Below are 10,685 nucleotides of genomic sequence, written 5' to 3'. Positions count from 1 at the left end.
CGCGCGGCCCCCCCCCCCGACCCCACCTCCCCACGGAAACGGAACCCGCGATGCCGGAACTGAGCACTGCACCGAAGCTTTCCGCGCTGTACCTCAAGGCGGTCGCGACCGGGCCCGCTCGGCGGGGCGATCGGCTGCCGGACACCGAATACCTGCGGCGCGGCATCAACATCGACCGCGACCACCTGGCCGAGTACGACCGGGTCTGCGGGTTCGGACTGCGCGACGAACTGCCCATCACCTATCCGCACGTGCTGTCCTTCGGCCTGGCGGTGCGGCTGATGACCGATCCGGGATTCCCGTTCCCACTGGTCGGCTTGGTGCACGTGGCCAACTCGATCCGCCAGGAGCGCCCGCTGCTGGTCACCGACGAGCTGACCCAGCGGGTTCGGGTGACCGACCTGCGCCCGCACCCGAGGGGGCGGCAGTTCGACGTCGTCACCGAGACCAGCGTGGGCGATGCGGTGGTGTGGCGGGAGGTCAGCACCTACCTGCGGCGCGGCGCGGCGTCCGCGGAAGCGCCGCATCGGCGGGATCCCGCGGACCTCGCACCGACGGCGCTCTGGCGGGTGCCCGGCGACACCGGGCGCCGCTACGCGGCGATCTCCGGCGACCGCAACCCGATCCACCTGCATCCCCTGGCGGCCAAGGCGTTCGGGTTCCGCCGGGCCATCGCGCACGGCATGTGGTCGAAGGCGCGCTGCCTGGCGGCGTTCGCGGAGCGGCTCCCGGATGCGTGCACGGTGGACGTCGAGTTCCGCAAGCCGCTGCTGCTGCCATCCACTGTGGACTTCGCGATGCACCGCCAGGACACCGGCTGGGCCTTCGCCGTGCGCTCGCGTACCGGCAAATCCCACCTGCTGGGCGCGGTCCGCTGAGCACCGGTGCCCGCGGACCTCACGAGCCCGGCGACCAGGAGCGGCCTTCGACCAGGTCGCCGAAGCCCATCCAGACCATGTTCATCAGGCGCATCGCCATGCCGTCGGCGGCGTGCTCGGGATGCTGGAACCACCACTCCACCAGCGCCTCGCCCGCACCGACCAGCGCTGTCGCGAACGGCTCGGTCTGCTCCGGCTGCATCGGCTGCGCCGACCCCTCGGTGGCCTGCGCCAGCAGCGCCGCGATCAGGCTGGTGGCCCGCTCCCGCCATTCCACGAGTTCGCTGACGAACGGCTCGCCCTGCACGTTGGCCTGCCGATGCAGCACCGCCCAGCCCGCCTGGTTGTGGTGCACGTACTCGAAGAACACCCGCAGGCCACGCCACAGCTGCTCCGCCGGGCTCAACCCGGCTTCCACCGCTTCGCTGATCGCCTCGATCAGCCGGGTGCCTTCGCGCCGGATGCACGCGACGAACAGTTCGTCCTTGGCGCCCAGGTAGGCGTAGAGCATCGGTTTGGAGATGCTCGCGACCTCGGAGATCTCGTCCATCGACGCGCTGTGGAAGCCGTGCGTGGCGAACACCTCGACCGCGGCGTCCAGGATCTGCCGCTCGCGCACCTCCCGCGGCAGGCGCCGCGACCGGGGGCGGCCGTTGTCCTGACGATCGACCATTTCACCTCTTACGCTGGTCTTTTCGCGCCAGGCTAGATCAGATCCGGCACGTTTCGCCGCTTGCCTTCGAACCTACTCGAACGTAGTCTTACTCGCGAGTAGGTAATGGAGGTAGCGCTGATGCCCCAACCCGAGTCGGACCCCATCGCCACCCTCGGCGAAGTCGACCCCCGGAAAGTCGGTGAGCAGGAGTTCGTCGCGCTCCTGGAAGCCGCCTCCGAACTCGCCGACGACGGCGCGGGGGACCTCGGCGCACTTCGCCCCGAACAGTTCGCGCGGCTGATCTCGCGCGCCTCCGACGACCAGATCGAGGCCGTGATGCGGCGCCCCGAACTGCGCGAACGCATCCTCGACGAGGTGTTCCGGCGGATGGGCGAGCACTACGAGTCGGAAAGGGCCAGCGCGATCGAAGCCGTGGTGCGCTGGCGGATCGGCACCGACGACGACCTGCTGCGCTACGAATGCGTGCTGGCCGGGGGCAACTGCACGGTCAGCAAGGACCCGCAGCGCGAACCGAGGGTCACGATCACCACGCCGCCCGCCGAATTCCTCAAGCTGGCCTCCGGCAACGTCTCGGCGCCGATGCTGTTCATGAAGGGCAAGCTCAAGGTCGCCGGTGACCTCGGGTTCGCCGCCGGACTCACGAAGCTGTTCCAGATCCCCAAGGCCTGAAGATGCTTTGCGGGGGTGGGCGGCGATTTCGCGCGAAATCGCCGCTCCCGCTAACCGCACCGACACGCAGCAGCTTTCCCAAAATTCGCGCGAGGACCCCGCGGCATGCGGCTGGCGCCGCGTCGAGGACGAGGACTGACAGGACGACGATGACTTTCTCCCTGGAACTGAGCGAGGACCAGCAGCAGCTGCGCGACTGGGTGCACGGCTTCGCCGAGCAGACCATCCGACCGGCCGCGCAGGAGTGGGACGAGCGCGAGGAAACCCCCTGGCCGATCATCCAGGAGGCGGCCAAGATCGGGCTCTACGGCTTCGAAACCCTGGCCACGTTCTGGGCCGACGACACCGGTCTGTCGCTGCCCATCGCCAACGAAGAGCTGTTCTGGGGCGACGGCGGCATCGGCATGGCGATCTTCGGCACCACCCTCGCCGTGGCGGGGATCTTCGCCGCGGGCACACCCGACCAGCTCGCCGAGTGGGTGCCGCAGTGCTACGGCGACGAGAGCGATCCGAAGGTCGCGGCGTTCTGCTCCTCGGAGCCCGGCGCCGGTTCCGACGTCTCGGCGATGCGCACCCGCGCGGTGTACGACGAGGCCACCGACGAATGGGTGCTGGGCGGCCAGAAGGCGTGGGCGACCAACGGCGGCATCGCGAACGTGCACGTCGTGCAAGCCGTCGTCGACCCGGAGCTGGGCTCGGGCGGCCAGGCCGCCTTCGTGGTGCCACCCGGCACAAAGGGCTTGGCCTCGCCGAAAAAGATCCGCAAGCACGGGTTGCGCGCCTCGCACACCGCCGACGTGTTCCTCGACGACGTGCGGGTGCCCGGCCGCTGCCTGCTGGGCGGCAAGGAGAAGCTGGACGAACGACTGGCCCGCGCCAACGAGGGCGGCAAGGCCAATTCGCAGGCGGCGATGCGGACCTTCGAGCTGTCCCGTCCGACCGTCGGCGCGCAGGCCATCGGCATCGCACGCGCCGCTTACGAGACCGCGCTCGAATATGCGCAGCAGCGGGAAACCTTCGGGCGTCCCATCATCGAGAACCAGTCGATCGCGTTCACCCTGGCCGACATGCGGATGGAGATCGACGCGGCGCGGCTGCTGGTGTGGCGGGCGGCGTGGCTGGGCCGCAACGGTGGGTTCACCGCAGGCGAGGGCTCGATGTCCAAGCTCAAGGCCGGGCGGGTCGCGACCTGGGCAACCGAACGAGCCATCCAGATCCTCGGCGGCAACGGCTACACCCGCGAATACCCGGTGGAACGCATGCACCGCGACGCCAAGATCTACGACATCTTCGAAGGCACCGAACAGATCCAGCAGCTCGTCGTGGCCAGGGCGATTTCCGGGCGGCACATCGCTTGAGCGGCCAGGTGGTGGCAACGGCCGCGGATGTTCGACCGCTGATTTCATCGACGCGGTGCCCGGCGGATCGCACGCCTGTGTCGGGTGCCGCAGGGAGGCATGCATTCTGCCCGCATGACCAACTCGCATGAAGCCCGGTTCGGGCGGTCTCCGGCACCTGCTGATCCGGACGTGTTGCTGGCGCTGGCCGCTGGCCACCACGCGCGGACCGTGCGCTCGCTGGGCAGCTCCGAGATCGCCGGGCACGTCGTCAAGTCCTATGCGATAGAGGCGCCTGGGCGGACCGTGGCGGACCAGGACGCGCAGGCCGCGCAGCGGATCGCAGCCGATCACCTCACGTCGGCATATCTTCGGGGTTCCCTCGGGCTTTCCGTGCTGCTGGTGCACGCCGGTGGCGACGGGGACTACGTCCTGGTGCACACGTGGATCGAGGGGTACATGTCCGACCTCGCTGTCTTCACCGGTCCAGCCGGTGACGCCGGTCAGCTGCGGCCCGGCCGATCGGGCCTCGCCCCGTGCGTGTGGGAGGCGGCGGTGCTGGCCCACGAAAGGGACGCGTTCAGTCGGCATGTGCTGCTCGGAGACGGCGCGCTCGAAGAGCGGCTGGCCGCATGGCGCGGCGATGTGCTGGCAGGCGAGGTTCGGTGACCGTACTGGGCAGGTTGCCCCGCACCAGGGAGGGCAGCCCTGGGTGGGGGCTGCCCTCGTTGGTCCTGGGAGCTCGGGTCGGCGGTCGGTGACCGCCTGAGCTGACGGGGGTGTCGCGGGCGGGGGAGGGTTCGCCCCGCCACGACTTCAGATCAATCCCAGTGGGTCACCTCGGCGTCGTCGAACGCGCCACCCCAGCACGCGTGGGTGCCCCATGCGGTGACGACAACCTCGCCGCCGCCCCACCAGCACTGCTCAACGCTGATTTCGTTGTCCCATGGATCCGCGAGCGCGGGGGCGGCCGTGGCCAGCAGCATGCCGAGCCCGAAGCCAGTGGCGATGACGGCCTTCTTGACGCGGTTTCCCATGATCATGTCTCCCTTCGGGGACGCCGGGACGCCATGTCCCGACGAGCCCGATGGTTCGGCAGCCGACCGCGGCACGCCGTCCGCATCGTCCGAACAGGCGGGTTATCCGCGGCCACCGATCCGTCGCGAGCCGTGGTCGGGGCGCGCTGAACTCGACCGGGCAGAGGGGATTCGGGCCGCACCGCCCGTGGTACCGGGCCGTCGGCTCGGGTGGCGATGTCGGCGCGCGGTTAGATCCGCGCACCCACCGGGCGAAGCCGCGATTCACCTCCGCCGGGGGCGGTAGCACCGTCGGAACGGCTCGCCCGGCGCACGCCAGTGGCGTTCGCCACGGTGCGGAATTGCACAAAGGATGCCTGAGTTGTACCGGGAAGGTGCACGATTTCGTGAGTCCTTGCCTGGATGCGACTGGGCAGGTGCACCTTCGACGTTCGTCTGAATGGATGAATGTCGGCGCCGTCGAATCATCATCGGCGTCGGCGTGCGTCACACCGACGCGGCACGGGCACGAGTGGCGCCTGCGCCGCGCCGAGCGAGCCCCGCGGGGAGGGCTCGGCATCGGGGCGCGCCAGCGACAGCGTCGCTGGCGGCGGCCCGGCCACAGCTTCGAGAGTGAACGGGAGGGCGAAGCGGTGAACAAGACCACCCCTGACCTGGAGACACCGATCTTCCGGGAATTGCACGACGAACTCGGTGAGCTGCCCGAGCTCGACATCCACGACTTCGACCAGCACGCCTTTGACTTCCTCCGCGAGTACGACGAGCAGAAGTCCACGGTGGAGGAGACACCGGCCGAACCGGAGCCGGTGGCGGCTTCGGCGGGCACCGGGTCCCGGCGGGGCGGTCGGCGGCGCAAGGGGGACTGATCCCACGGGCGCTGTCGGTGACCGATGTCACCATGACGCGCATGACGACGTGGCAGGAATTCGCTGCTGAGGCCCCTGAACTGGCGGAAACCGTCCGGGCGCGACTGGAAGCGGCCAGGCACCACGTGCTGGCCACGTTGCGCCTGGACGGTTCGCCGCGGGTCAGCGGCACCGAGGTCGCCTGGCGCGGCCCGGACCTGACGCTCGGCTCGATGCCGGGCTCCAAGAAAGCACTCGACCTGCGGCGGGACGCGCGCTTCGCACTGCACGCCAACCCCGGCGACGGTTCGATGACCGGACCGGACGTGAAGCTCGCGGGCCGGGCGATCGAGATCACCGGCGACGAGCAACGAGCTTGGGTCGAAGAGGTCAATCCACCCAGCCCCGAATCACACCTCTTCCGCCTGAACCTCACCGAGATCACGACCACCGGTGTCTCCGACGACCAAACCCACCTGGTCATCCACCACTGGACCCCAACCAAGGGCACCCAAACCTTCAACCGCACTTGACGACCCCGATCGGGTAAGAGTGAAGGGCACCTTTGACCGAGTAAGCCGGTCAAAGGTGCCCTTCACCTCGATCAGTAGGTGATCGCCATGCTGGGGTCGGTTAGGAGGGCGGCTACGTCGGCTAGGAATTGGGAGCCCTGTTGGCCGTCGACCACCCGGTGGTCGAAGCTCAGTGCCAGCTGGCAGACCTTGCGCGGTACCACCTGGCCGTCGACCACCCACGGCATGTCGCGGATCGCGCCGAGCGCGAGGATCGCCGACTCACCGGGGTTGAGGATCGGGGTGCCGGTGTCCACGCCGAACACGCCGACGTTGGTGATCGTGATCGTGCCGCCCACCATCTCCGCCGGGGTCGTCCTGCCCTCCCGCGCGGTGCTGGCCAGCCGTTCCAGGGACGCCGCCAGTTCCTTCAGCGACATCCGGTCGGCGTCTCGAACCTTGGGCACCACCAGGCCGCGCGGCGTGGCGGCCGCGATGCCCAGGTGCACGTAGTCCTTGTAGACGATCTCGCCAGCCGACTCGTCCCAGGTGGCGTTCACGTCCGGGGTCCGGCGGACCGCCAGGCACACGGCCTTCGCCGCGAACGCCAGCGGCGTGATCTTGACGTCCCGGAACTCCGGGTGCGACTTCAGTCGTTCCCGCAGCTCCATCATCGGCGTGACGTCGATCGTGAGGAACTCGGTGACGTGCGGCGCGGTGAACGCGCTGTCCACCATCGCCTGCGCGGTCGCCTTGCGGACGCCCTTGATCGGCACCCGCCGCTCGCGTCCGACCGGCGCTTCGGCCGTGGTGCCGGTCGGGGCCAGGCCCAGGACCGCATCCCCGGCGGCGGACTGCACGTCCTCGCGGGTGATCACGCCGCCGGATCCGGTACCGGCGAGCGCGTGCAGATCGACCCCGAGGTCCTTGGCCAGCTTGCGCACCGGCGGCTTCGCCAACGGCACGTAACCGCCCTGCACTGGCACGCCCTGTCCTGGCACGCCCTGTCCTGGCACGGTCTGGGCTGGCACGGCCTGCGCGGCGACCGGCTCGGGTTCGGGTGCCGGGACCTGCGCGGGCACACCGGCCCGGCCCTTGCGCGGACGGCGCTTCGCGCTCGTCGTGCGCGGGCCGTAGCCGACCAGCGTGGCGATGCGGCCGTTGGACTCCTCGCCGATCTTGCCGGACCCCTCGGCGGCCGCCCCCGGGGCCGCGCCGCCTTCGAGATCGATCGCGATGATCGGCGAGCCGACCTCGATGGTCTGCCCAGGTTCGGCGAGCAGTTCGCGAACCGTGCCAGCCCACGGGCAGGGCAGCTCCACCGCCGCCTTCGCCGTCTCGATCTCGACGATCACCTGGTTGACGGTGACGGTGTCACCGGGCTGGACGCGCCAGCCGAGGATTTCCGCTTCGGTCAGCCCCTCGCCGACGTCGGGCAGCGGGAATTGCTTGAGCGCCATCGAAGAACTCCCTCAGTACGCCAGCGAACGGTCGACCACGTCCAGCACCCGGTCCAGGTCGGGCAGGTAGCCCTCCTCCAACTTGCTCGGCGGGTAGGGCGTGTCGAAGCCGGTCACCCGCAGCACCGGTGCCTCCAGCGAGTAGAAGCACTCCTGCTGCACCCGGCTGGTGATCTCCGAGGTGATCGACGACTCCGCGGGCGCCTCGCTGACCAGCACCAACCGGCCCGTGCGGCGCACCGACCCGAACACCGGGTCCAGGTCCAGCGGGGACAGCGAGCGCAGGTCGATGACCTCCAGCTCCATCCCGTCTTCCGCGGCGGCGGTCGCCGCGTCGAGGCAGGTGCGCACCATCGGCCCGTACGCCGCCACGGTCACCGCCGAACCCGCGCGCACCACCCGCGAGCTGTACAGCGGGATCGGCGGCGCGGTCGGGTCGAGCTCGGCCTTCTCGTAGTAGCGGCGCTTCGGCTCGAAGAACAGCACCGGATCGTCGCAGTCGATGGCCTGCTGCAGCATCCAGTAGGCGTCGACCGGGTTCGAGCACGACACCACCTTCAGGCCGCTGACGTGCGCGAACAGCGATTCCGGCGACTCCGAGTGGTGTTCGACGGCGCCGATGCCACCGCCGAAGGGCACCCGCACCACGACCGGCATCGTCAGCTTGCCCTGGCTGCGGAAGTGCAGCTTGGCCAGCTGGGAGACGATCTGGTCGAAGCCGGGGAAGATGAACCCGTCGAACTGGATCTCGCACACCGGCCGGTAGCCGCGGATGGCCAGCCCGACGGCGGTGCCGATGATCCCGGACTCGGCCAGCGGGGTGTCCAGCACCCGGTGCTCACCGAAGTCCTTCTGCAGGCCGTCGGTGATCCGGAAAACCCCACCGAGCTTGCCCACGTCCTCGCCCAGCACCAGGACCTTCGGGTCGCGCTCCAGCGACGCGCGCAAGCCCATGTTCAGGGCCTTGGCGATCGTGACCGTCTGGGTGCCAGCCTTGGTCGTGGGGCGTTCCAATGCGGGTGCGGCCATCAGCGCACACCTCCTGCCATCGCCTCGTCGTCGGCGAATCCGGCCAGGTAGCGCAAGTATTCCTCGCGCTGGGCGGCCAGCTGCGGGGTTTCCTCGGCGTAAACCTCGGAGAACATCCTGGCCGGTGGTGGTTCGGGCATGTTGAAGCAGAACTCGCGCAGCCGCGCGGCGAGTTCGTCGGCCTCGGCGTCGACGCCGTCGAAGAAGTCCTGGGCGGCGATCTGCTCGCGGATCAGGTGCACCCGCAGCCGTTCGATCGGATCCTTGAGCTTCCACGCCTCCTGCTCGTCGGCGAGCCGGTAGCGGGTCGGGTCGTCGGAGGTGGTGTGCGCGTCCATCCGGTAGGTGAACGCCTCGATCAGCACCGGGCCGTTGCCCTGGCGGCACTCGTCCAGCGCCCACCTGGTGACCGCGAGGCTGGCCAGCACGTCGTTGCCGTCCACCCGGATGCCGGGGAAGCCGTAGCCGCTGGCGCGCTGGTACAGCGGCACCCGCGTCTGGCGTTCCAGCGGCTCGGAGATCGCCCACTGGTTGTTCTGGCAGAAGAACACCACCGGGGCGTCGTAGACGGCCGACCACACCATGGCCTCGTGCACGTCGCCCTGGCTGGTGGCGCCGTCACCGAAGAAGACCAGGGTGGCTTCCCCGTCGGCATCGCCGACCTTGCCGTCGAAGCGCTGGCCCATGGCGTAACCAGCGGCGTTCAGGCACTGGTTGCCGATGACGATCGTGTACAGGTGGAAGCGGGTGGCGTTCGGGTCCCAGCTGCCGTGGTCGGTGCCGCGGAAGATGCCCAGCAGTTCCGTCGGGTCGATGCCGCGACACCAGGCGACACCGTGTTCCCGGTAGCTGGGGAAGGCCATGTCCTGGGGCTGCATCGCACGACCGGCACCGATCTGGGCGGCTTCCTGGCCCAGCAGCGGCACCCAGATGCCCAGCTGGCCCTGCCGCTGCAGCGCGTTGCCTTCTCGGTCGGCGCGACGCACCAGCACCATGTCCCGGTACAGGTCGCGCAGTTGCGCAGCGGAGATGTCGATGTCGAAGTCCGGGTGCTCGACCCGCTGACCTTCTGGGGTGAGGAGCTGAACCAGGTCAGCTCCGCCTTCGCTCGTGGCACGCAAACCGGCGATCACCTGCTCCCGTGTGGGTTTCGCTGCGGTAGCGGCAGGGGGTCCGGCGGTGCCTTCGGTCGCGGATGAGGTGCCCGATCGCGTCCATTGTTCGGGGGACATGTGTGATCTCCTCTTGTCTCGCCGAACCACCTCGCTTTTGGCGATGTGGCCCAGCTGCCCCGGCCGCAACCGCCGATGACCTGGTGGGTCTGGCGGTGGACCGGAGTGTTGGATCGCTCCCCGTCATCCTGGCACGAAATCGGTCGCTCTCGTGAGCCCTGCCACAGGGATTCAGCCCGGCCGTGTGCCGCCCGGGCGTCCTCCCGCCTGATCACCGTAGTTCGCCCCCCATGAGGCGAAAACCGCAGGTCATCGAAGTAATGGAGATCCGACTAACGCCTTGTGGACCATCGTGTTCCCGACATTGCGCGACCGGTGTGCGAGGGCCGGGAACAGGCCCAGACTGGGCACGTGGCCGAGTTCACGAACCCCCTCACGCTGCCCGACGAATTCGTGCTCCTGCTGCACCGGGACAACGGCTCGCACTACGTCAGCGCGAATCCGAACACGGCGACCGCCGCGGCCGAGATCGGCGAGTTGGCCCTGCGGGATCGCATCGATTTGGACGGCACGGCGGTGCGCCTGGTCGATTCGGGTTGGAGCGGGCTGCCGTGGATGGATCGGCTGCTGGCGGAGCTCCAGCGGTGGTCGGGTCACGAGGACCGACCGGTCGAGCTGAGCTGGTGGCTGCCGTGCCGGACCGGGGCGTTCCTGGCGCACCGGTCGGTGCTGGTCGAGCAGGGGCTGCTGCGGCACGAGCGGCGGAAGTTCCTCGGCGTGCTGCCCGACGACCGCTACCACCCGGATCCGCCGACCCGCGAGGCGCTGCTGGCCGGGCTGCGCGAGGCCGCCTGCGGTGCGCGGCCGGTCGATGCCCGGCTGGCGCTGCTGGCCGCGCTGGTGCACCACAGCGGACTGGTCTACGCGTTGGGGTTCGACCGGGCGCAGCGGCACCGGCTGAAGTCGATCGCCGAGACCCAGGACCTCGGCGACGCGGTGAGCGCCGCGGTCGCGGCGATGCTGGTGGCCATCGCCGCGATCCCGTCGTGGTTGGGGAAGCCCGGTGCTGG

General features: G+C 69.6%; 12 protein-coding genes. 7 read left to right on the top strand and 5 right to left on the bottom strand.

Annotated features, from left to right (window positions below; genetic code table 11):
- Positions 1 to 50 precede the first annotated feature (50 nt).
- Positions 51 to 878, top strand: coding sequence for a MaoC/PaaZ C-terminal domain-containing protein (locus ACTWQN_RS37840; protein ID WP_443208498.1), 828 nt, complete (start codon positions 51 to 53; stop codon positions 876 to 878).
- A gap of 19 nt (positions 879 to 897) precedes the next feature.
- Here ACTWQN_RS37840 and ACTWQN_RS37835 read toward each other — a convergent pair whose 3' ends face one another.
- Positions 898 to 1,551: a TetR/AcrR family transcriptional regulator gene (locus ACTWQN_RS37835; protein WP_443208497.1), complete on the bottom strand. Its 654-nt coding sequence runs from the start codon at positions 1,549 to 1,551 to the stop codon at positions 898 to 900.
- 120 nt (positions 1,552 to 1,671) lie between these two features.
- Here ACTWQN_RS37835 and ACTWQN_RS37830 point away from each other — a divergent pair, with 120 nt between their 5' ends.
- From ACTWQN_RS37830 to ACTWQN_RS37820, 3 genes are all read left to right on the top strand, one after another.
- Positions 1,672 to 2,223: an SCP2 sterol-binding domain-containing protein gene (locus tag ACTWQN_RS37830; protein WP_443208496.1), complete on the top strand. Its 552-nt coding sequence runs from the start codon at positions 1,672 to 1,674 to the stop codon at positions 2,221 to 2,223.
- A 149-nt stretch (positions 2,224 to 2,372) separates the two neighbouring features.
- Positions 2,373 to 3,581 carry an acyl-CoA dehydrogenase family protein gene (locus ACTWQN_RS37825; protein WP_443208495.1) on the top strand — a complete coding sequence of 403 codons (1,209 nt, stop codon included), beginning with the start codon at positions 2,373 to 2,375 and terminating at the stop codon, positions 3,579 to 3,581.
- A 114-nt stretch (positions 3,582 to 3,695) separates the two neighbouring features.
- Complete coding sequence (locus ACTWQN_RS37820; protein ID WP_443208494.1) at positions 3,696 to 4,229, top strand: hypothetical protein; 534 nt, start codon at positions 3,696 to 3,698, stop codon at positions 4,227 to 4,229.
- Positions 4,230 to 4,381: 152 nt separating this feature from the next.
- Here ACTWQN_RS37820 and ACTWQN_RS37815 read toward each other — a convergent pair whose 3' ends face one another.
- Positions 4,382 to 4,597, bottom strand: a complete 216-nt coding sequence (locus tag ACTWQN_RS37815) for a hypothetical protein (protein ID WP_443208493.1) — start codon at positions 4,595 to 4,597, stop codon at positions 4,382 to 4,384.
- Between the two features lie 443 nt (positions 4,598 to 5,040).
- On the opposite strand from ACTWQN_RS37815, the gene ACTWQN_RS37810 reads away from it, so the two are divergent.
- Both ACTWQN_RS37810 and ACTWQN_RS37805 read left to right on the top strand, forming a co-directional pair.
- Positions 5,041 to 5,463, top strand: coding sequence for a hypothetical protein (locus tag ACTWQN_RS37810; RefSeq protein WP_443208492.1), 423 nt, complete (start codon positions 5,041 to 5,043; stop codon positions 5,461 to 5,463).
- 41 nt (positions 5,464 to 5,504) lie between these two features.
- Positions 5,505 to 5,975, top strand: coding sequence for a pyridoxamine 5'-phosphate oxidase family protein (locus ACTWQN_RS37805; protein ID WP_443208491.1), 471 nt, complete (start codon positions 5,505 to 5,507; stop codon positions 5,973 to 5,975).
- Between the two features lie 71 nt (positions 5,976 to 6,046).
- On the opposite strand, the gene ACTWQN_RS37800 is transcribed toward ACTWQN_RS37805, so the two are convergent.
- From ACTWQN_RS37800 to pdhA, 3 genes are read right to left on the bottom strand one after another with little or no spacing between them, the layout of a single operon-like run.
- Positions 6,047 to 7,414 carry a dihydrolipoamide acetyltransferase family protein gene (locus ACTWQN_RS37800; protein WP_443208490.1) on the bottom strand — a complete coding sequence of 456 codons (1,368 nt, stop codon included), beginning with the start codon at positions 7,412 to 7,414 and terminating at the stop codon, positions 6,047 to 6,049.
- A 12-nt stretch (positions 7,415 to 7,426) separates the two neighbouring features.
- On the bottom strand, positions 7,427 to 8,443 hold the full coding sequence (locus ACTWQN_RS37795; protein WP_443208489.1) for an alpha-ketoacid dehydrogenase subunit beta: 1,017 nt from the start codon (positions 8,441 to 8,443) through the stop codon (positions 7,427 to 7,429).
- Complete coding sequence (pdhA, locus tag ACTWQN_RS37790; RefSeq protein ID WP_443208488.1) at positions 8,443 to 9,675, bottom strand: pyruvate dehydrogenase (acetyl-transferring) E1 component subunit alpha; 1,233 nt, start codon at positions 9,673 to 9,675, stop codon at positions 8,443 to 8,445. Before pdhA ends, ACTWQN_RS37795 begins: the two co-directional genes overlap by 1 nt.
- Positions 9,676 to 10,026: 351 nt before the next feature.
- On the opposite strand from pdhA, the gene ACTWQN_RS37785 reads away from it, so the two are divergent.
- Positions 10,027 to 10,685 (top strand): GOLPH3/VPS74 family protein (locus ACTWQN_RS37785; RefSeq protein ID WP_443208487.1); only part of this gene is annotated, 659 nt, incomplete at its 3' end.

The organism is Saccharopolyspora antiqui (genome assembly GCF_052246905.1).
In the GTDB taxonomy this organism is placed as follows: domain Bacteria; phylum Actinomycetota; class Actinomycetes; order Mycobacteriales; family Pseudonocardiaceae; genus Saccharopolyspora.
Note: the sequence above shows the minus strand (reverse complement) of the source record. Positions and strands in the feature narration are given on the sequence as shown.

What these genes read in the sequence shown, in the direction of transcription:
- ACTWQN_RS37810 (WP_443208492.1), top strand. Translation starts at nt 5,041, where the DNA reads ATGAATGTCGGCGCCGTCGAATCATCATCGGCGTCGGCGTGCGTCACA.
- pdhA (WP_443208488.1), bottom strand. Translation starts at nt 9,675, where the DNA reads ATGTCCCCCGAACAATGGACGCGATCGGGCACCTCATCCGCGACCGAA.
- ACTWQN_RS37805 (WP_443208491.1), top strand. Translation starts at nt 5,505, where the DNA reads ATGACGACGTGGCAGGAATTCGCTGCTGAGGCCCCTGAACTGGCGGAA.
- ACTWQN_RS37815 (WP_443208493.1), bottom strand. Translation starts at nt 4,597, where the DNA reads ATGGGAAACCGCGTCAAGAAGGCCGTCATCGCCACTGGCTTCGGGCTC.
- ACTWQN_RS37800 (WP_443208490.1), bottom strand. Translation starts at nt 7,414, where the DNA reads ATGGCGCTCAAGCAATTCCCGCTGCCCGACGTCGGCGAGGGGCTGACC.
- ACTWQN_RS37830 (WP_443208496.1), top strand. Translation starts at nt 1,672, where the DNA reads ATGCCCCAACCCGAGTCGGACCCCATCGCCACCCTCGGCGAAGTCGAC.
- ACTWQN_RS37795 (WP_443208489.1), bottom strand. Translation starts at nt 8,443, where the DNA reads ATGGCCGCACCCGCATTGGAACGCCCCACGACCAAGGCTGGCACCCAG.
- ACTWQN_RS37820 (WP_443208494.1), top strand. Translation starts at nt 3,696, where the DNA reads ATGACCAACTCGCATGAAGCCCGGTTCGGGCGGTCTCCGGCACCTGCT.
- ACTWQN_RS37835 (WP_443208497.1), bottom strand. Translation starts at nt 1,551, where the DNA reads ATGGTCGATCGTCAGGACAACGGCCGCCCCCGGTCGCGGCGCCTGCCG.
- ACTWQN_RS37840 (WP_443208498.1), top strand. Translation starts at nt 51, where the DNA reads ATGCCGGAACTGAGCACTGCACCGAAGCTTTCCGCGCTGTACCTCAAG.
- ACTWQN_RS37825 (WP_443208495.1), top strand. Translation starts at nt 2,373, where the DNA reads ATGACTTTCTCCCTGGAACTGAGCGAGGACCAGCAGCAGCTGCGCGAC.